This is a genomic window from Neobacillus sp. plas4 (assembly GCF_057221695.1).
Genome location: NZ_CM170152.1, coordinates 4,526,740 through 4,547,373, shown reverse-complemented (window position 1 = coordinate 4,547,373; position 20,634 = coordinate 4,526,740). Strand labels below are relative to the sequence as shown.

Annotated in this window: 16 protein-coding genes, 1 other RNA gene and 1 other annotated feature; of the genes, 14 read left to right on the top strand and 3 right to left on the bottom strand. The window is 39.2% G+C overall.

From position 1 onward, the window contains the following. Positions 1–20 precede the first annotated feature (20 nt). On the top strand, positions 21–1,160 hold the full coding sequence (tgt, locus tag AC2TFD_RS22985; protein ID WP_335511798.1) for a tRNA guanosine(34) transglycosylase Tgt: 1,140 nt from the start codon (positions 21–23) through the stop codon (positions 1,158–1,160). A gap of 28 nt (positions 1,161–1,188) precedes the next feature. Next, on the top strand, positions 1,189–1,488 hold the full coding sequence (gene yajC, locus AC2TFD_RS22980; RefSeq protein WP_335511800.1) for a preprotein translocase subunit YajC: 300 nt from the start codon (positions 1,189–1,191) through the stop codon (positions 1,486–1,488). 39 nt (positions 1,489–1,527) lie between these two features. Here the strand turns inward: yajC and AC2TFD_RS22975 are convergent, their stop codons facing one another. Next, the gene (locus tag AC2TFD_RS22975) at positions 1,528–1,920 is read right to left on the bottom strand and encodes a TIGR04086 family membrane protein (protein ID WP_335511802.1); all 393 of its coding nucleotides are present in this window, start codon (positions 1,918–1,920) and stop codon (positions 1,528–1,530) included. 192 nt (positions 1,921–2,112) lie between these two features. On the opposite strand from AC2TFD_RS22975, the gene AC2TFD_RS22970 reads away from it, so the two are divergent. Then, positions 2,113–2,775, top strand: coding sequence for a DUF421 domain-containing protein (locus AC2TFD_RS22970; RefSeq protein ID WP_484674033.1), 663 nt, complete (start codon positions 2,113–2,115; stop codon positions 2,773–2,775). Between the two features lie 35 nt (positions 2,776–2,810). On the opposite strand, the gene spoVB is transcribed toward AC2TFD_RS22970, so the two are convergent. Then, complete coding sequence (gene spoVB, locus AC2TFD_RS22965) at positions 2,811–4,361, bottom strand: stage V sporulation protein B (protein ID WP_335568512.1); 1,551 nt, start codon at positions 4,359–4,361, stop codon at positions 2,811–2,813. 325 nt (positions 4,362–4,686) lie between these two features. Between spoVB and AC2TFD_RS22960 the strand changes: the two genes are divergently transcribed. The 6 genes from AC2TFD_RS22960 (at position 4,687) to dtd (ending at position 13,238) form a co-directional block, all read left to right on the top strand. Continuing rightward, positions 4,687–4,983: a post-transcriptional regulator gene (locus tag AC2TFD_RS22960; RefSeq protein ID WP_335511917.1), complete on the top strand. Its 297-nt coding sequence runs from the start codon at positions 4,687–4,689 to the stop codon at positions 4,981–4,983. A gap of 132 nt (positions 4,984–5,115) precedes the next feature. Beyond that, positions 5,116–7,380 carry a protein translocase subunit SecDF gene (gene secDF, locus AC2TFD_RS22955; RefSeq protein WP_484674032.1) on the top strand — a complete coding sequence of 755 codons (2,265 nt, stop codon included), beginning with the start codon at positions 5,116–5,118 and terminating at the stop codon, positions 7,378–7,380. 110 nt (positions 7,381–7,490) lie between these two features. Further along, on the top strand, positions 7,491–9,845 hold the full coding sequence (gene recJ / locus AC2TFD_RS22950) for a single-stranded-DNA-specific exonuclease RecJ (protein WP_484674031.1): 2,355 nt from the start codon (positions 7,491–7,493) through the stop codon (positions 9,843–9,845). Next, positions 9,845–10,357: an adenine phosphoribosyltransferase gene (locus AC2TFD_RS22945; protein WP_335568509.1), complete on the top strand. Its 513-nt coding sequence runs from the start codon at positions 9,845–9,847 to the stop codon at positions 10,355–10,357. Before recJ ends, AC2TFD_RS22945 begins: the two co-directional genes overlap by 1 nt. A gap of 227 nt (positions 10,358–10,584) precedes the next feature. Further along, complete coding sequence (locus AC2TFD_RS22940; RefSeq protein WP_335511925.1) at positions 10,585–12,780, top strand: RelA/SpoT family protein; 2,196 nt, start codon at positions 10,585–10,587, stop codon at positions 12,778–12,780. A gap of 14 nt (positions 12,781–12,794) precedes the next feature. After that, positions 12,795–13,238 carry a D-aminoacyl-tRNA deacylase gene (dtd, locus tag AC2TFD_RS22935; protein WP_335511927.1) on the top strand — a complete coding sequence of 148 codons (444 nt, stop codon included), beginning with the start codon at positions 12,795–12,797 and terminating at the stop codon, positions 13,236–13,238. 82 nt (positions 13,239–13,320) lie between these two features. Here dtd and AC2TFD_RS22930 read toward each other — a convergent pair whose 3' ends face one another. Next, positions 13,321–15,060: an N-acetylmuramoyl-L-alanine amidase family protein gene (locus AC2TFD_RS22930; protein WP_484674030.1), complete on the bottom strand. Its 1,740-nt coding sequence runs from the start codon at positions 15,058–15,060 to the stop codon at positions 13,321–13,323. A 155-nt stretch (positions 15,061–15,215) separates the two neighbouring features. Between AC2TFD_RS22930 and AC2TFD_RS22925 the strand changes: the two genes are divergently transcribed. From AC2TFD_RS22925 to AC2TFD_RS22905, 5 genes are all read left to right on the top strand, one after another. After that, positions 15,216–15,392 (top strand): hypothetical protein, encoded by a 177-nt coding sequence (locus AC2TFD_RS22925; RefSeq protein ID WP_165903056.1) that lies wholly within the window; start codon positions 15,216–15,218, stop codon positions 15,390–15,392. Positions 15,393–15,448: 56 nt separating this feature from the next. Continuing rightward, positions 15,449–15,689, top strand: a binding site (T-box leader). A 78-nt stretch (positions 15,690–15,767) separates the two neighbouring features. Continuing rightward, the gene (gene hisS, locus AC2TFD_RS22920) at positions 15,768–17,036 is read left to right on the top strand and encodes a histidine--tRNA ligase (protein ID WP_484674029.1); all 1,269 of its coding nucleotides are present in this window, start codon (positions 15,768–15,770) and stop codon (positions 17,034–17,036) included. 17 nt (positions 17,037–17,053) lie between these two features. After that, the gene (gene aspS, locus AC2TFD_RS22915; protein WP_484674028.1) at positions 17,054–18,844 is read left to right on the top strand and encodes an aspartate--tRNA ligase; all 1,791 of its coding nucleotides are present in this window, start codon (positions 17,054–17,056) and stop codon (positions 18,842–18,844) included. A 48-nt stretch (positions 18,845–18,892) separates the two neighbouring features. Next, a non-coding RNA gene (gene ssrS, locus AC2TFD_RS22910) (6S RNA) lies at positions 18,893–19,089 on the top strand. A 685-nt stretch (positions 19,090–19,774) separates the two neighbouring features. Further along, positions 19,775–20,542 (top strand): tRNA threonylcarbamoyladenosine dehydratase, encoded by a 768-nt coding sequence (locus tag AC2TFD_RS22905; protein WP_335511914.1) that lies wholly within the window; start codon positions 19,775–19,777, stop codon positions 20,540–20,542. Positions 20,543–20,634: the final 92 nt, after the last annotated feature.

Sequence of the window (20,634 nt, the reverse complement as noted above, 5' to 3'; positions counted from 1 at the left end):
GAAAGGAAGGAGAAAAATATTTGACTGCGATTCGATATGAATTTATTAAAACCTGTAAGCAAACGGGTGCCCGCTTAGGAAGAGTACATACACCTCATGGTTCCTTTGATACACCTGCATTTATGCCGGTAGGAACGCTTGCCACAGTAAAAACTATGTCTCCCGAAGATTTAAAAGAAATGGGTGCAGGCATTATCTTAAGCAACACCTACCACTTATGGCTTCGTCCTGGAAATGAGATTATCAGGGAAGCTGGCGGTCTTCATAAGTTTATGAATTGGGACCGGGCGATATTAACCGACTCTGGCGGCTTCCAGGTTTTCAGTTTGAGTGAGTTCCGTAAAATAGAAGAAGAAGGCGTTCATTTCCGTAATCATATGAGTGGTGAAAAATTATTTCTATCACCAGAAAAAGCAATGGAAATTCAAAATGACCTTGGTTCCGATATTATGATGGCATTTGATGAATGTCCGCCGTATCCGGCAACATATGAATACATGCAAAAATCAGTAGAGAGAACTTCTCGCTGGGCTGAGCGCTGTTTGAATGCTCATCAAAGACCTAATGATCAAGGACTATTTGGAATTGTTCAAGGTGGAGAGTACGAAGAACTTCGTAAGCAAAGTGCAAAAGACCTTGTGTCACTTGATTTTCCTGGTTATGCAGTAGGTGGTCTATCTGTTGGTGAGCCTAAGGACATCATGAATAGAGTGCTTGAATTTACGACTCCGCTGCTGCCGGCAAATAAGCCAAGATACCTTATGGGGGTTGGTTCTCCGGATTCCTTGATTGATGGGGCAATACGCGGGATTGATATGTTTGATTGTGTCCTGCCAACCCGAATTGCTAGAAATGGTACATTGATGACAAGTACTGGACGTTTGGTGGTAAAGAATGCTAAATTTGCGAAAGATTTTGGACCGCTGGACCCTGATTGTGATTGCTATACTTGCCGTAACTATAGCCGGGCATACATTCGTCACTTAATTAAATGCGATGAAACCTTCGGAATTCGATTAACATCTTATCATAACCTATATTTTCTGTTAAGATTAATGGAGAAAGTCAGACAAGCAATCCGAGAGGATAGGCTTGGTGATTTCCGCGAAGAGTTTTTTGAACGTTATGGTTTTAATAAACCGAACGCGAAAAATTTCTAATAGATACTATTTGAAAGGAGGGAACAACATGCAAGGACTTGGTTCAATCATTCCATTGATTTTAATGTTTGTATTATTTTATTTCCTACTCATTCGTCCACAGCAAAAACGTACAAAAGCTGTACAGCAAATGCAAAACGAATTGAAAAAAGGTGATAAAATTGTCACGATCGGCGGTTTACATGGCTTTATCGATTCAATCGACGAAAATAAAGCTGTGATTAAATGTGGAGACGGAAGCCGTCTTACATTTGACAGAAATGCGATTCGTGAAGTAACAGAATCAGCAAAAACATCAACAACTGCAGAAGTTTCATTAGATAAGTAGAACGCATAAAAGGAAGCCAATTAACTGGCTTCCTTTTATTTATGCTGTCCTTGAATTATTAGTTGAAATATTTACCCCTAGAATTCCACCCATCATCGCGATTAACGTATAGCAAACGTGGTAGATTACTTGCTCTGCATCAAAAAGGCGGTCGTAGCCTAGGTATTGGGATAAAAATACAATCAGGCTATAAATCAGGCCTGTTAAACCACCTATCAGCCACCCTTTCTGCTTACGTTTACCGCCAGACAAAAATCCTCCTCCAAATACCCCGATAAACGATAGAGCTGTTACAACATATTGAAGTGAAACTTCTCGAACTGAGGTAAAGTTAAGAATTAAGGCAAATATGGCGCTGCTTACGATGGCAAATAAGAAAATAAAAATTAACCCGTACAAAATAGCTGTACCAAAGCTTTTTGATTCGATCATACTCTCCCCCTTACGTTATTTATCTTTGTGTTGTAAATCTTAGATAAACAGATTCTTACCTAGTACAAGCATATTCCCGGCTTTTTAAAATAGAATAAAAACTTCTTATTTTTAATGGGATAATATTCCTTAAATGATTAAGCCGAAAAAGCGAACAATAACCTAGAGTGCTAAACAAAGGGGCGGACAGTTGTGGAACAATACTTAACGGTTATTTTCCGAACAATACTTTTTTACGTACTTATCCTCATCATTTTTCGCTTAATGGGAAAACGTGAAATAGGAGAGTTAAGTATTCTCGATCTTGTCGTTTTTATCATGATTGGTGAGTTAGCCATAATTGCGATTGAAAATCCTAAACAATCAATTACGACCACTTCCCTCTCCATGATTTTATTAATGTTTATCCAGATAGTCATGGCAAAAGTATCGTTAAAAAGCAAAAGGTTTCGTGATTTTGTAGATGGGAAACCCACCATTATTATTAACAAAGGAAAAATTGATGAAAATGCGATGAGAAAGCAGCGCTACAACTTCGATGATTTATTGACACAATTAAGAGAAAAGGATATCCGCAGTATAGGTGATGTGGAGTTTGCCATCTTAGAATCCTCAGGAAGCCTTTCTGTGATCGAAAAAAAGTATAACAAAGATGGACAGCCCCAAGAAGGGGATATTACCATTCCCTTAATTATTGATGGGAAGATTGAGGAAGAAAATTTAAAGCGGATCGACAAAACAAATTTTTGGTTGCGCCGGGAATTACAAAAAATGGGTTATCAAGATGTTCGAAAAATATCATTTTGCAGCTATGAAAATGGAAAGTTCTTTGTAGACATTATAGACGAAAGGTAAGAAGACACGTTCCTAAGGAGTGTCTTCTTATCTGTTTAAACCGGTATGATATTACGGATAATCGGAATTCTTCTCAGTTCTTCTTTTTTAATTAAGCCAGCAAGAATGAGCAGAAAAATATATACGAACGACATGCCGCTAGCAGCAGATAGAACTCTGATTACTAGATGTTCGCCTAACAGGATGTGATTGAATAACCAGTAACCGATCCAAGCGGAGATACCCATAACAATAGCACCCTTCAGGTAATCCCTTATATAAAAACTAAATGAAATCTTCTTCAATACAGTCGCAAAGTGAAGAACAGTTACTAATACAAAGCCTACGATAATGCCTAAGGCAACTCCTGTTATTCCAAAAGAAGGCTGTGAGGCAAGTAAGAAGATTACAGCTGTTTTTACAACCGCACCAATTAAACTATTAATCATGGCAGCTCTAGCTAGATTTAAGGCCTGCAATACTGCCTGCAGCGGACCCTGATAATAATAAAATAAAAAGAAAGGGGCCATTATCCGAATAAAATAAGATCCTTTTGTCGAGCCATACATAAGCTGCATGAGTGGATCGGCTAGAACATATAGGACAATAACCGATAATCCTCCCGTTAAAAAGGCAAAACGCAGCGCCTGCTGCAAACGATGTTCAATCAATTGATTGTTCTTTTGTGAATTCGCTTCGCTTATGGCAGGGACAAGAGAAGTGGCTAACGAATAGGTAATAAACGAAGGCAGTAATAATAATGGCATGGCAAAACCAGTTAATGAACCGTATTGTTTCGTTGCTTCAACCGCAACAACTCCAGCAATTGCTAAACTGTGGGCAACAACAATCGGTTCAAAGAACCAAGCGACAGACCCAATCATTCTGCTGCCCATTGTTGGCAGGGCAATTTCCATTAACTCCTTAAATGTTTTCTTTCCTGAATGAACAAATTGAAAGAAATTCTTTCGAAGTTTAAATCTTTTCTTTAATTTAAACGCGGTCATGAGATAGACTAAAGAAACTACTTCCCCAACGATGGCTGCGACCATTGCTGCAGCCGCGGCATATTCAATTCCATATGGAAGAAAAGCTTTTGTCATGACAGCAATCAGGGTAATTCTAACAAGCTGTTCTAAGATCTGCGATACAGCAGATGGTCTCATATTTTGTCTGCCTTGGAAATAGCCTCTCAAGACAGAGGAGACGGCAATGACTGGGACAACTGGCGCGATTGCGATTAACGGATAATACGTTCTTGGGTCAGTAAAGAGAGTGGTAGATAGTATAGGTGCTAATAGAATTAACGCTGGGGTAAAAATGAGTGATAAGGAAATCGTGATAGCGAGTGAAACAACAAGAATTTTTTTAATTTCTTGATGATTTCCCTTTGCCTCGGCCTCGGCGATATTCTTTGAAATCGCAACCGGGAGTCCCATTTGTGTTAAGGTTACCACAAGGATAAAAGTGGGAAAAGCCATCATGTAGAGGCCTACCCCTTCTTCACCAATACTTCGTGCTATGACAATTCTGTTAATAAAACCTAGTACTCTCGTTATTAATCCTGCAATTAACAGGATAAAAGTCCCTTTTAAAAACTTTGACATCCTACTTCCCACCTTCTCAAAAAAGAAGAATTCATATACAATTAATCTATATGCATAAGGGTGGACAAAGCATGACAAGGTGTTTTTTATTTAAGGCTCTTTTCTTAAACTTTGTGGCTTGATGGAACAATTTAATTTTTATGCTAAGTTTCCGCAGAAAATAGAATAATTCCAATAAGAAAAGAGACTGCAAACTAAATTCTAAAGTGCAAAATAACTATTTCCAGGTTAAAATCGGCTTTAAGATTTTAACAATAATCATTTCATAAACAGCCTATTTTAAAAACAATTGAGATGGACTTAAGTGTCTAGGGAGGCAGCTGCATTGGAGAAAAGCCACGCATACAATCATTTTCACACCCAGGTAAAGCCTGCATTAGTAAGCAAACTGGAGGAGTTTCGCTTGCTTGGCTATATTGATGTATCAGAAAGCAATCTTTGGGAATTTTTATTAAAAAAGAAATGGAAGAAGGTTAAAGAGGAAATAAGACTTTATGAGATTATCGATGATATACTCTCCGTTAAGGTCAGTGATTATATAAGCTTTACAACGATAGAAATGTATAAAAACAATGATTTTAAATTAGAAGATGAAAATGAATGGAAAGAGTTATTGAAATAAATAGTGATAACAACTTTCTTAGAATAAATTGACAGCATTTCTAAACTATTTCATAATAAAATCAACGTTTATTACTATATGGCATTTACATGGCAGTACTTTGGTTTAAGCCCTAAGGAGGAACATTACATAATGGTTAAGCGCAGTAGAATCATCGCTTTCCTGCTAGTTATATTACTAATAGGAAGTACAATGGGATTAACAACGAATGGTATATTAAAAGACATTAAGTTAGGATTAGACCTTCAGGGTGGTTTTGAAGTCCTGTATAAGGTTGAAACTGTAAAAAAAGGGGAGAAAGTAACCCAAGATACATTAGCAAGTACGGCTGAAGCGCTGACTAAGCGTATAGACGTCCTCGGTGTGAATGAACCGACTATACAAGTTGAGGGAGTAGATCGTGTTCGCGTTCAGCTTGCAGGGGTAACCGACCAAAATGAAGCACGGGATATTTTATCTACACAAGCAAACCTAACCTTCCGTGATGCCAATGACCGGATCATGATGGACGGAACCGACTTAGCTGAGAATGGCGCAAAGCAAACTTTTGATGAGAATGGAGCACCTAGTGTTTCCTTAAAATTAAAAAGTGCAGAAAAATTCAAAAGTGTTACAGAAGAAATTGTAAGTATGGCACCAAACAATTTTTTAGTTATTTGGCTTGACTTCGAGGAAGGAAAAGATTCCTTTAAAACAGAAATCACAAAAGAAAATCCTAAATTTTTATCTGCACCAACTGTAAGAGAGGTATTTAATCAAAATACAGTTTCTATCACAGGAAACTTTACCGTGGAGGAAGCACAAGAATTATCTTCGCTCCTAAATGCCGGTGCCCTTCCTGTTAAACTAACTGAAGTATACTCTACCTCTGTCGGAGCCCAATTTGGTGAAGAAGCATTAAATGAAACGATCTTTGCAGGTATAATCGGTGTGGCTGTTATCTTCTTATTCATGCTGTTTTACTATCGTTTCCCAGGTTTGATTGCTGTTATTACTTTGTCTGCTTATATTTATCTTGTGCTGTTAATATTTGATTGGATGAATGCCGTATTAACCTTGCCGGGAATCGCTGCTCTTATCCTCGGGGTGGGTATGGCTGTCGATGCGAACATCATCACCGCTGAACGGATTAGGGAAGAACTTAAGGTAGGCAAATCGGTAAAATCCGCATTTCAGGCAGGTAACAAAAATGCTTTTACATCCATCCTTGACGCTAACTTAACAACAATGTTAACTGCAGCTGTTCTGTTCTTTTACGGGACAAGCTCAATTAAAGGATTTGCCACCATGTTATTGGTGAGTATTCTGCTAAGCTTTATTACAGCTGTGTATGGATCACGTCTATTACTAGGTTTATGGGTATATAGCGGTTTCTTAAATAAACGGATCGGCTGGTTTAGTGTGAAAAAATCAGCGGTTAAGGATATTAAAGAAAACTTTGATACAATTGATCTTCCAACAAGATGGGACAGGTTTGATTTTGTAAAATATAGAAAACTATTCTTTATGATTTCAGGCGCGCTTCTTGCTGTTGGATTAGTATTAATTCTTATATTCCGTCTGAACCTTTCCATCGACTTTTCAAGCGGTACACGGATTGATGTATCGTCAGATGCACCACTTACAACCGAACAGGTGGAAAGTGCATTTGCTAAACTTGATTTAGAAACAGAAGGTATTGTTATTTCTGGCGATAATAAAGACAGAGCCTCAACCAGATTAGTAGGGGTATTATCAAAAGACGAAATTGCTGAGTTAAAAGCGGAGTTTCATAAAGAATTTGGTGCTGATCCTAATGTAAGTACTGTTTCACCAACAGTCGGAAAAGAACTAGCGAAAAATGGTGTCGTCGCACTCATTATCGCTTCAATCGGAATTATAATCTATGTAACCATCCGATTTGAATTTGCCATGGCCGTTGCTGCTATTGCTTCCTTGTTACACGATGCATTTTTCATGTTTGCCTTCTTCAGTTTCACTAGACTGGAAGTGGACTTAACCTTTATTGCCGCTGTGTTAACAATTATTGGTTATTCAATTAATGATACCATTGTAACCTTCGACCGGATGCGCGAGAACTTGAATAAGAAAAAGCGCCTCAAGACCTTCGACGAAATTGCAGAGATTGTGAATGTAAGTGTTCGACAAACATTAACACGCTCATTTAACACAGTGCTTACTGTAACATTTACTGTTGTTGCGTTGGTTATCTTTGGTAATGAATCGATTCAAAACTTCTCCATTGCTTTATTAGTAGGATTAATTTCTGGTGTATATTCTTCAGTCTTCATTGCGACAAACCTTTGGGTTGTTATAAAAGCAAAGGAATTGAAAAAGAAGGGTACCATTAAAACAGTAAAAGAAAAAAGAGTGTACTCTGATGAGCCGCAAGTTTAATCATAGAAAAGACCGCAGATTCTCCTGCGGTTTTTTTGTATTGGCAAAATATCCATGATTGAAAGCTCTAAATCACTCCTGTATAATAGTAAAGTCTGAGGGGTGAACGCATGTTAAAGTCGAAAACTAGATGGATTGTTCGTAAATCCGATCAGCAATTAATAAAAACTCTCGAAAGTGAATTGAAAATAACGCCGCTTGTTGCGTCGATGCTTATCAACCGAGGAATGGATACCGTTGATTCAGCACGGTATTTTTTATTTGGGAAAGAACAATTCCACGATCCCTTTTTGTTAAAAGGTATGGATATAGCTGTAAATAGAATTCATAAAGCAATTGAAAATCAAGAACCTATCTTAATATTTGGAGATTACGATGCGGATGGTGTAAGCAGCACTACCGTGTTAATGGTTACCCTGAGAGAATTGGGTGCCAATGTCCAATTTTATATTCCAAATCGTTTCACGGAAGGATATGGACCGAATGAACCTGCCTTTCGCCGTGCAGCTGAATCAGGAATAAAGTTAATCATCACTGTAGACACAGGTATTTCTGCCGTAAATGAAGCAGCAATTGCACATGAACTGGGTCTTGACTTAATTATTACCGATCACCATGAGCCAGGTCCGGTTTTACCTGAAGCACTGGCTATTATACATCCGAAACTGCCTGATAGTAGTTATCCATTTCGTGAGTTAGCTGGGGTAGGAGTGGCTCTTAAATTAGCCCATGCCTTATATGGGGAACTTCCCGAGCACTTATTAGAAATCGCCGTTATCGGTACGATTGCGGATTTAGTATCTTTGAAAGATGAAAATCGCCTGATTGTAAAAAAAGGTTTGGAGAAATTAAAAGTGACCTCCAACAAAGGGCTAAAAGCTATATTTAAGGTAGCAAGTGTTGATCCAAAAAATATTAACGAAGAAACCATAGGCTTCACTCTGGCGCCAAGAATTAATGCTGTTGGCAGATTAGGGGACGCCGATATGGCAGTTGAGCTATTATTGACAGATGATCACTTTGAAGCTGAAGCCTTAGCACAAGAAATGGATGAATTAAACAAGACTAGACAGTCCATTGTCAATTCTATTACTCAAGAAGCGATAGAAGAGGTTGAAAAAAATTATCCAATCGATTCGAACTCCGTATTGGTGATTGGGAAAGAAGGATGGAATGCCGGTGTCATTGGGATTGTTGCTTCTCGGTTAGTGGAAAGATTTTACCGGCCGACGATTGTTCTTAGTTTTGACAAAGAAAAAGGTCTGGCAAAGGGCTCTGCTCGCAGTATTACCGGGTTTGATTTGTTTAAAAACCTATCAACCTGTCGGGATATCCTGCCACATTTTGGAGGACATCCAATGGCAGCGGGGATGACCTTAGAATTAGACAATGTTTCAGAACTGCGACATAGATTAAATAATCTTGCGAATGAACAGTTAACAGATGATGACTTTGTTCCGATTACCTTACTTGATCATCAAATAAATATTGAAGAGATCAACTTAGCTTCTCTAGATGAATTACATTTACTTGCTCCATTCGGAATGGACAATCCTAAGCCGAAGGTCTTAATTCATGATGTTCAAATCTCCACAATTAGAAAGATAGGCTCGGAGCAAAATCATCTGAAAATAATGGTAAATGAGAATGGTGCGAACTTAGATGGAATTGGTTTTGGACTTGGGCAGTTAGTCGACCAAATTTCACCAGCATCAAAAATTTCGTTAATTGGTGAATTAGCCATCAATGAGTGGAATAATATTCGTAAACCACAAATTTTTATTCAGGATGTTGCAGTTGAGTCGTGGCAATTGTTTGATCACCGCGGTGACAAACGTATTCATTCACTATCTCAATCTATTCCTAAAGAAAATCGAAAATATGTTATTTTTAACAGGGACCAGCTTACTAAAATTGACCCTGCACTTTCGAGTGAGGCAATACTCATACAAGATGAAGCCGAGGCCAAAGCATTTGATTCTCATCAGGCAAATGTTGTTCTTGTTGACTTGCCGCCATCGAAAGACATTCTTTGCCACTTATTTAATGGAAAACCGCCAGCCCGTATTTATGCATATTTCTATAAAGAATCCAGCGATTTCTTTAGCACCGTACCTACTAGGGACCATTTTAAATGGTTTTACGCCTTATTATTAAAAAGAGGCCCTATTGATTTAGGCCGTTATGGGGATGAAATTGCAAAGCAACGCGGCTGGTCGACAGAAACCGTCACTTTTATGTCAAAGGTGTTTTCTGAACTAGATTTTGTTACAATTAACAATGGATTTATTACATTGAATAAACAATCACAAAAGCGTGACCTTACTGATTCAATTACCTACCAAACCAAACATGCTCAGTATGCACTTGAAAGAGATTTATTATTTTCATCCTTTCAGCAATTAAAGAGCTGGTTTGACCAGGTTATAGAGGAATCAGTTACTATTGAGGAGGCAGTTAAGTAATGAACTTAGAGCAATTTATAGCAATCGTACCGGATTACCCAAAACCAGGTATTTCCTTCAAGGATATTACGCCGCTAATGAACAATGGCGCTGCGTACAAATATGCAACCGACCAGATTGTTGCTTATGCAAAGGATAAGCAAATTGATTTAATTGTTGGACCAGAGGCAAGAGGATTCATTATCGGCTGTCCTGTAGCCTATGCCCTTGGTATTGGTTTTGCACCGGTTCGTAAAGAAGGTAAACTTCCACGAGAAACTGTTAAAGTCAGCTACGGGTTAGAATATGGCAGTGATGTCCTAACCATTCATAAGGATGCCATTCAGCCGGGGCAGCGTGTTCTGATTACAGATGACCTGTTAGCAACAGGTGGAACGATTGAAGCAACAATCCAATTAGTTGAACAGCTTGGCGGTGTGGTTGCTGGAATTGCTTTTCTGATTGAATTATCCTACCTTGATGGTCGTAAGAAACTTGATGGCTACGACATCATGACATTGTTGAATTATTAATAATAATGAGGGCACTCGTGAAGGAGTGCTCTCTTGTTATAAGAAGAGAACGGTTCATGGTAGTAATTAGTTGTTTTTCGACACTTTTTTCTTAAAATACTGTAAAATAAATATCAATCCCTTTACATCTGATGTTTTTTTTTCGATAATAGGTACATTCATTAATAATTAGTAATAATATATCAACATTCAATTATAAAAAATGAGACGAAAAATAAGGTGATTTTATGGCGAACGATCAAGTGCTAACCGCCGAACAAGTCATCGACAAGACGCGGGCCTATTTAAACGAAGAGCATTGTGAATTTGTTCAGAAAGCATATGAATTCGCCAAACAATCTCATCGTGAACAATATAGAAAATCTGGGGAGCCTTACATTATTCATCCTATTCAAGTTGCTGGGATTCTGGCGGATTTGGAGATGGATCCTGCAACGGTCGCCGCCGGTTTTCTCCATGATGTTGTTGAAGACACCGATGTTACCTTAAAAGACATCGAAACTGAATTTAATGACGAAGTGGCCATGCTTGTCGACGGGGTTACGAAATTAGGAAAAATTAAATATAAATCACATGAGGAACAGCAGGCAGAAAACCACAGAAAAATGTTTGTGGCAATGGCTCAGGATATCCGCGTTATTTTGATTAAGCTTGCCGATCGTTTGCATAATATGAGGACGCTTAAACACCTTCCAGTTGAGAAGCAGCGCCGGATTTCAAATGAAACACTTGAAATCTTTGCTCCTCTTGCCCATCGCCTTGGTATTTCTAAGATTAAGTGGGAGTTGGAAGATACTGCATTAAGATATTTAAATCCACAGCAATATTACCGTATTGTGAACTTAATGAAAAAGAAGCGGGCGGAAAGGGAGCAATACTTAGTCGATGTAATGGACGAGGTCAGCAGCAGGATGAAGGAAGTGTCCATAAATGCTGAGCTTTCTGGAAGACCAAAACATATTTACAGCATTTATCGCAAAATGGTCCAGCAAAATAAACAATTTACTGAGATTTATGACCTGCTGGCAGTTCGAATTGTCGTGAATAGTATTAAGGATTGCTATGCAGTTTTAGGAATTATTCATACATGCTGGAAGCCTATGCCTGGAAGGTTTAAAGACTATATTGCGATGCCAAAGCCTAATATGTATCAATCACTTCACACAACGGTTATTGGACCAAAGGGTGATCCACTAGAGGTTCAGATTCGGACATCTGAAATGCACCGAATTGCTGAATTCGGTATTGCTGCTCATTGGGCATATAAAGAAGGGAAAGCACTAAGTGATACCACTTCTTATGAACAAAAATTAACTTGGTTTAGAGAAATTCTTGAATTCCAAAATGACACGGCGAACGCAGAAGAGTTTATGGAATCATTAAAAATTGATCTATTCTCTGATATGGTTTTTGTTTTTACTCCAAAGGGAGATGTCATTGAATTACCGTCAGGTTCTGTTCCGATTGATTTTGCTTATCGAATTCACTCTGAAATCGGCAATAAAACGATTGGGGCAAAAGTGAACGGGAAAATGGTAACGCTGGATTATCGTCTCAAAACAGGTGACATTATCGAAATCCTTACATCCAAGCATTCTTATGGACCAAGTCAAGACTGGTTAAAGCTAGCTCAAACGTCTCAGGCTAAGAATAAGATTCGTGCATTCTTTAAGAAACAGCGCAGGGATGAAAACGTCGATAAGGGCAGGGAGCTTGTTGAAAAAGAAATCCGTGCCATGGAATTTGATTTAAAGGAAATCTTAACTGCTGATAACTTGAAAAAGGTAGCTGAAAAGTTTAATTTCGCCAATGAAGACGATATGTATGCTGCTGTCGGCTATAATGGGGTTACAGCACTACAAGTAGCCAATCGATTAACCGAAAAATGGCGAAAAAAGCGTGATCAGGAGCAATCCGCGACCATCACAAATGCAATTTCAGATATGAAGGCTTTCCCTTCAACAAAGAAAAGGGAATCGGGAGTTCGTGTTGCTGGAATTGATAATTTATTAATCCGCTTATCCCGATGCTGCAATCCAGTTCCAGGTGACGAAATCGTCGGCTTTATTACAAAAGGCCGCGGTGTATCGGTTCATCGGGCAGATTGTACCAATATTGATTCAAATGATGCGCAAGCAAGGTTAATTCCTGTTGAGTGGGAATCCTCTTTAAATGACCGAAAAGAGTATAATGTCGATATTGAGATAAGTGGTTATGATCGCCGCGGCTTACTGAATGAGGTTCTGCAGGCGGTAAATGAAACGAAAACAAATATTTCCGCTGTTTCTGGCCGATCTGACCGCAATAAAATGGCGACCATTATTATGTCGATTGCGATTCACAATGTTAGCCATTTGCAGAAAGTGGTAGAACGCATTAAACAGATCCCAGATATTTATTCGGTTCGCCGGATTATGAATTAAGGAGTTAAGGTAAAATGCGGGTTGTTGTACAGCGCAGTAAAAATGCAAAGGTGACTGTTAACGGAGAGATTACTGGTGAGATTTCTAAGGGCCTTGTTCTCCTGGTTGGCGTAACCCATGATGATAAAGAAGAGGATGCCGCTTTTTTAGCTGATAAAGTAGCAAATCTACGGATTTTTGAGGATGAAGCCGGTAAAATGAATTTATCTTTATTGGAGGTCGGCGGTGAAATCCTTTCTGTTTCTCAATTCACCTTGTATGGTGATTGCCGGAAAGGAAGAAGACCGAATTTCATGGAAGCGGCAAGGCCGGAACAGGCAAATCAACTATATGAAGTATTTAACAGTTTATTACGTGAAAAAGGTATCAAGGTTGAAACGGGAATCTTTGGAGCGATGATGGATGTTGAATTAATCAATGATGGCCCTGTTACACTAATCGTTGATAGTAAAGGTTAAAAAATGCTTGGCACTTACTAGCTGCCAAGCATTTTTTTATTTTGGCTGTATTCCTAATGTATATTGTTAAAACCTAAAGCTCTTATTTTTCTTTAAAATACATTGCCAAGCCGTTGTATAACCCTGTTGCGACACTTTCTTGAAATTGACCGGAAGTAAGTGTCATTTCTTCTGCTGAATTACTGATATAGCCTAATTCCATAAGTACCGCTTGTCTTTTGTTTTCACGAACAACATGATAATCACCTGAGCGGATACCGCGGCTTTTTAATTTTGTTTGGGCATTGGTAGAGTAATAAACAGACTCAGCCAATTTTTTTTGATAAGAATGATAATAATAGGCTGTCATGCCGCGAATATTTCGATCTATGCTGCTATCATAATGCAGACTGATGAAGGCGTCTGTCTGATGAACACTTGCCATTCTAACCCTTGAAGGAAGGGGAAGATAGGAATCACTGCTTCTTGTGAGAAATACATTTGCTCCCGCGGCTTTTAATTTATCCGACAATAGCTGGGCGGTTCTTAAGGTTAATTCTTTTTCAAGTGTGCCGCCTGTACCGGTCGCCCCAGTATCAATACCCCCATGACCAGGGTCAATGACAATCGTTTTATATTTTAAATGGCCTTCTGCTCCTTGTTTATCAATCCCAGGTCCTGTTCCATTTGTTGAAACAATCCAGCCGGCAATATATCCCGTCGTGCCGTTTGGCAGAATGATTTCGTACCAATCGTTTGATAGGCTTTTAATGGGGAAGCTTTCGCCTTCATTTGCTCGCAGCAGGACATTTGATTGAACACTAGGATCTTTTCGAATATTGGTTCCATCATGTAAAATAGTAATCCTGCTATTTTTGGTAAGCGAGCTGGAGCTTTCTTTATCCTTATTGAAATACCAACCAGCTGCCCAGCCTATTTTTCCTGGTTGAAATTCAATTTTCACCCAGTTATTTACTTCGTCTAAAATGGTAAACTTCCGTCCTTTAGAAACGGAGCCTATTATTTCGGCGTTTAGGGAAGAACTGCTGCGAACACTAAGATTGCTTGCTGTAACAGTCCCAATACTTCCAGTATTCGTGTTGGAAGGCTGACTTTGATTACCCATTTGAACATAATCGGCACTTACCCATGCCTTTTGATCGCGATACTTAATCTCCAGCCAATTGTTCTTTTTTGAATAAATACTAACTGAAGTCCCTTTAGCCAGCTTTCCTATTACTGTTCCAGTGGCGGAAGGTTCTTTCCTCATATTCAATGTATCTGTAACAATCCCTGTCCCGATGGAAATACTTGTATCTTCCTCTTTCGAAGAATTACTAGTAGTAGTTTTAAAATCTATGTATTCTCGTGCAACCCAGCCTTCCCCAATTGATGAAGCAGATATCTTCAACCAATTTTCATTATCGTCTAGAACAGTAACAGCTTGTCCTTTCGATAAGTAGCCTATAATCCGGAAGCTGGTCCCTGGACCTGAACGCACTCTTAATTGATTGGTATTAGCTTGTGCAGCCGATTTTTTGTTAGATGTGGTAATCGTCGATCCATTAGCTGATTTTGTAACTACCCAATTGGCAACCCAGCCTGATTTCGAACCTGAAAGCTGAATTTGAATCCAATCTCCTTGTTCTTTGATTATCGTGAATTTTTCTCCCTTTTTTACTTGTTTCACCAGCTGATAGCTTAAGCTTGGGCCACTTCGAATATTCACAGTAGACTCAGCAATGGTAACAGAACCGGTTGCTGCCACACTTTTTTCTTGTGGAAGGAATACTGCAAAAAACAAGGTGAAACATATTACCAGAAGGTTAAATCTCTTTATCATCTATTCTCTCCCTTCACAATATCTTTCATTTTATCGTAAAAAGGGATGGAAATCATTCCTTTATTGTGAAAAAAACGGTTATTTTCTTTCGCATGTAAGTTTTTTAGCGAGATGGAAATAATAAAACAATAGAAGAAGATGATGGGGTGATGGGATTGAGATCGAGCGACAAAGGAAATAGCATTCAATCAATGGATAGCAGGCTTTTTGGTGTAGACTTTCATGATTTTATTCAAAGTGAACAGCATAATACTACTTTTGAGCTTGCCTCCGAATTTGGACTAACGATCGGTGATGTAAGAAAGTTGAAAAAACATTTGGAAAGATCCTAAATCCTTCTTGACAATGGATTCAATGCTCCGTAATATAATATAAATACAATACATGCATAGAACCAGTGATGGAGCATAGTAATTAAGGTAAAACATGAAAAGAGAGGAAATGCCTTAGGCTGAAAGCATTTCTGCATGATTCTTAATGAATGAACACTCCGTAGGCTTCTCTCTGAAAAGGAACTAACGTTGCCCTAGTAGGAGTAGAACGTGAGCAGGCGTTAACTGTAAAAGAGGTTGGCAGAAATTTGCCTTCAACTAGGGTGGCACCGCGGGAATATAACTCCCGTCCCTTGTATTTATACAAGGGACGGGAGTTTTTTGTTTTTTATACAATGCTTTACCTATAAAAGTAACAGTAAGGAGGAATTCTTTATGTCTATTAGCATTCCAAGAGGCACGCAGGACATTCTGCCAGGAGAGGTTGAAAAATGGCAGCTGATCGAAGCAAAAGCTCGAGAGCTTTGTGAAAAATATCAATATCAAGAAATTCGGACTCCGATTTTTGAACATACAGATCTGTTCGCACGGGGTGTTGGAGATACCACAGATATCGTTCAGAAAGAAATGTACACATTTGAAGATCGCGGCGGACGCAGCCTCACATTAAGACCAGAAGGAACAGCTGCCGTGGTACGGTCATTTGTAGAAAAGAAGATGTTCGGCTATCCCAATCAGCCTGTAAAGCTTTATTATATGGGACCAATGTTTCGCTATGAACGTCCGCAGGCAGGACGCTTCAGACAGTTTGTACAATTTGGCATTGAAGCATTGGGCAGTAATGACCCGGCCATTGACGCAGAAGTCATTTCACTTGCGATGAATTTATACAAGGAAATGGGTTTGAAAAAATTAAAGCTTGTGATCAATAGTCTTGGGGATAAGGAGAGCAGGAATGCTCACCGTAATGCATTAGTGAATCACTTTCAACCAAGAATCGGAGAGTTTTGTCAAGACTGTCAAAATCGTTTAGAAAAAAACCCATTGAGAATTCTGGATTGCAAACAGGATCACAATCATGAATTAATGAAATCTGCACCATCGATTATTGATTATCTAAATGGTGACTCTAAGGCATATTTTGAAAAACTACAGCAGTATTTAACACAATTAGAGATTGAGTTTGTAGTGGATCCAAACCTGGTTCGCGGTTTAGATTATTATAATCACACTGCTTTTGAAATTATGAGTGATGCTGAGGGCTTTGGTGCCATTACCACCCTTTGCGGCGGCGGCCGCTATAATGGTTTAGCGGAAGAAATGGGCGGTCCAGAGACACCGGGAATTGGCTTTGCAATGAGTATTGAACGTTTTATTGCTGCACTAAATGCTGAAGGAATTGACCTAGAAGTCAAGCAAGGCATTGATTGCTATATTGCTTCCCTTGGCGACCAAGCAAAGGACTACACGGTAGGGCTTTTACAAAAGCTTCGGTTAGCAGGTATTTCAGCAGAAAGAGATTATTTAAACCGAAAAATTAAGGCGCAATTTAAAGCAGCTGATCGTCTGAATGCAAAATATGTAGCAGTTTTAGGTGACGAGGAACTTACGAATAATAAAATTAATCTAAAGAATATGGCTACAGGTGAACAAGTGGAAATTGAATTAACAAATTTTGTCGAATATTTTCAAGAACTAAAGTGATAGAGGAGAGGATCTTCATGTACGGAAGAACGTATTTTTGTGGCGATGTACCTGAGTCAGCCATTGGTGAAAAAGTTACACTAAAAGGCTGGGTTGCAAAGCGCCGAGACTTAGGCGGACTAATCTTTATCGATTTACGCGACCGCTCAGGTCTTGTCCAGGTTGTTTTCAATCCTGATGTATCAAAAGAAGCACTTGAAACGGCCGAGAAGATCCGAAACGAGTATGTACTAGATATTCAAGGTACCGTTATTGCCCGTGAAGAGGGAACGATTAACTCTAATTTAAAAACAGGGAAAATTGAAGTTCAAGCTGATTCCGTAACGATTATAAACGAAGCGAAAACACCTCCATTTGTGATTTCAGATAAGACGGATGCGTCGGAAGATATTCGCCTTAAATATCGTTACTTAGACTTCCGTCGTCCGGTAATTTTTGAAACATTAAAAATGCGTCATCAAGTAACAAAGCAAATCAGAAATTTCCTTGATTCCGAAGGGTTTTTAGATATTGAAACACCAATCTTAACAAAAAGCACACCAGAAGGAGCACGTGACTATCTCGTTCCAAGCCGTGTACATCCAGGTGAGTTCTATGCCCTGCCGCAATCACCACAGTTATTCAAGCAGCTCTTAATGCTTGGCGGCATTGAGCGTTATTATCAAATCGCCCGCTGTTTCCGTGATGAAGATTTACGGGCAGATCGTCAGCCAGAATTTACTCAAATTGATATTGAAACAAGTTTCCTTGGTCAGGAGGATATCTTGGGCTTAATGGAAAAAATGATGACGGGGTTGATGAAGGAAGTTAAAGGGCTTGAAATTCCTGCTCCATTCCCACGAATGACGTATGACGATGCAATGAATCGCTTTGGCTCTGATAAGCCTGATACTCGTTTTGGTCTTGAGTTGGTAGACCTTTCTGAAGTGGTTAGGGATTCAGGATTTAAAGTATTTGCCGCAGCGGTTGCAAATGGCGGTCAAGTAAAAGGAATTAATGTAGTAGGCGCTGCTGAAAAATATTCTCGTAAAGATATTGACGCGCTAACTGAATTTGTGAGCGTTTATGGGGCGAAAGGTCTTGCATGGCTGAAGGTAGACGCAGAAGGATTAAAAGGTCCGATTGCTAAATTCTTTGCAGGTGAAGACGCGAATGCTTTAAGAACTGTACTCGATGCAAATGAAGGAGACTTGCTCCTATTTGTAGCTGACAAGAAAAATGTGGTTGCTGACGCCTTAGGAGCATTGCGTTTAAAGCTAGGGAAAGAATTAGGATTAATCGATCAAAGCAAGTTCAATTTCTTATGGATTACCGATTGGCCATTGCTTGAGTATGGGGAAGAAGAAGGTCGTTATTATGCTGCCCATCATCCATTTACGATGCCAGTAAGAGAAGACCTGCCTTACCTAGATACAGATCCTGGCAGAGTCCGGGCGCAGGCGTATGACCTTGTATTGAATGGCTATGAGCTTGGAGGCGGTAGTTTAAGAATTTTTGAACGTTCTGTTCAGGAAAAAATGTTTAGCGTTCTCGGCTTTACACCAGAAGAAGCCCAGGAACAGTTTGGGTTCTTGTTAAATGCTTTTGAGTACGGTACACCGCCGCATGGTGGAATTGCGCTAGGCTTAGACCGTTTGGTTATGCTGCTAGCAGGCAGCACGAACCTGCGTGACACGATTGCTTTTCCAAAAACCGCAAGTGCAAGCGACTTATTAACAGATGCACCTGGTGGAGTTTCCGAGGCACAATTAAAAGAACTTTATTTGTCACTAAATGTTAATAATAAAACGAATGAAACGCTTTCATAATATCTTGATTGGTTTTTCATTATATGATATTATAAAGGCAATCCAATAAGTGTCCTGAAATGTTCGTTGTATTACCTAACTTTTGACCAACATTATTTCTTCGGGAGTCTGCAGTTTTCAAACCGCGTAAAAGCCTCAACCTATACGGTTAAAGGGACTTACAAAAACTTGGAACAAGACACCCACCTGCGAGAGTGGCGGGATCAAAAGAAGGAACTAAGCGCGACGGCACCATTGGGACCCTTATAAAAATAGTCTCCTGCAATGCAGGGGGCTATTTTTATTTTTTAGTTTTTAGAATGAAATGAGATTGTGCCCGTAAATGGGGAGTTGACAGATTAGGGGAAGAATCCCCGGATGATTGTGCCGATAAATGTGAAGTTGGAGAAATAGGGGAAGAATCCCCCTCATGATTGTGCCGATAAATCTAGAGTTGAAGGAATAGGGGAAGAATAACCGGATGATTATGCCGATAAATGCAAAGTTGGAGAAATAGGGGAAGAATCCCCCTCATGATTGTGCCGATAAATCTAGAGTTGAAGGAATAGGGGAAGAATCCCCTGATGATTGTGCCGATAAATGTGGAGTTGGAGAAATAAAGGAAGAATCCCCGGATGATTGTGCCGATAAATGTGAAGTTGGAGAAATAGGGGAAGAATCCCCGGATGATTGTGCCGATAAATGTGAAGTTGGAGAAATAGGGGAAGAATCCCCCTCATGATTGTGCCGATAAATGTGGAGTTAGAGAAATAGGGGAAGAATCCCCCCTAAAATAATTGTGCCGATAATCTGGAGCTGAAGAAATAGGGGCAACAATCCCTCTTTGGCATTTTAATTCCCATAGAAATACTTGAATTAATACAAGAGTATGTTATATTTTTTTAGGGTAAAAGATAATAGTAAATCGAATTTAATTTTTGGAGGATTCACATGCTGCATCAATTTTCTCGTAATGAACTTGCATTTGGCAAAGAAGGCCTGGATATAATGAAAAACGCTACGGTTGCTGTGTTAGGAATTGGCGGTGTCGGAACATTTGCTGCTGAAGCGCTTGCACGCTCCGGAGTTGGCCGTTTAGTATTAGTTGATAAAGACGTTGTTGATATTACCAATGTTAACCGTCAGCTTATTGCTCTTCTTTCTACGGTTGGTCAGCCGAAAGCAGACCTAATGAAAGAACGTATTAAAGATATCAATCCTGATTGTGAAGTCATTGCCCTAAAAATGTTTTATACCGAAGAGACGTATGAAGAGTTTTTTAAATATGGATTGGATTTTGTGATTGATGCTTCGGATACGATTATTTACAAAATTCATCTCATGAAAGAATGCTTAAAAAGGAATATTCCGATTATCTCCAGCATGGGTGCGGCTAATAAAATGGACCCAACTCGCTTTAAAATTGTGGATATTTCCAAAACACATACCGATCCAATCGCGAAGGTAATCCGTACAAAGCTTCGTAAGGAAAGAATTCACAAAGGTATTCCAGTGGTTTTTTCAGATGAGAGCCCAATTGTCATTCGTGAGGATATCAAGAAAGAGGTTGGGAATGAGAACGCACCGACTCGTAAGGGACAAATGCCCCCTGCTTCAAATGCCTTCGTCCCATCTGCCTGCGGGTTGATCATGGCAAGCTATGTAGTTCGAGAATTACTTAAGGATATCAAAATCCATCGTGTATCGGATGAAAAATAAGCGATACCCCTGAATCAAAATGTTCAGGGGTATTTTTTTATGTGAAATTGGTAAATTTTATCTAGTATAAGTTACACTTGTTAAGAGAGAGG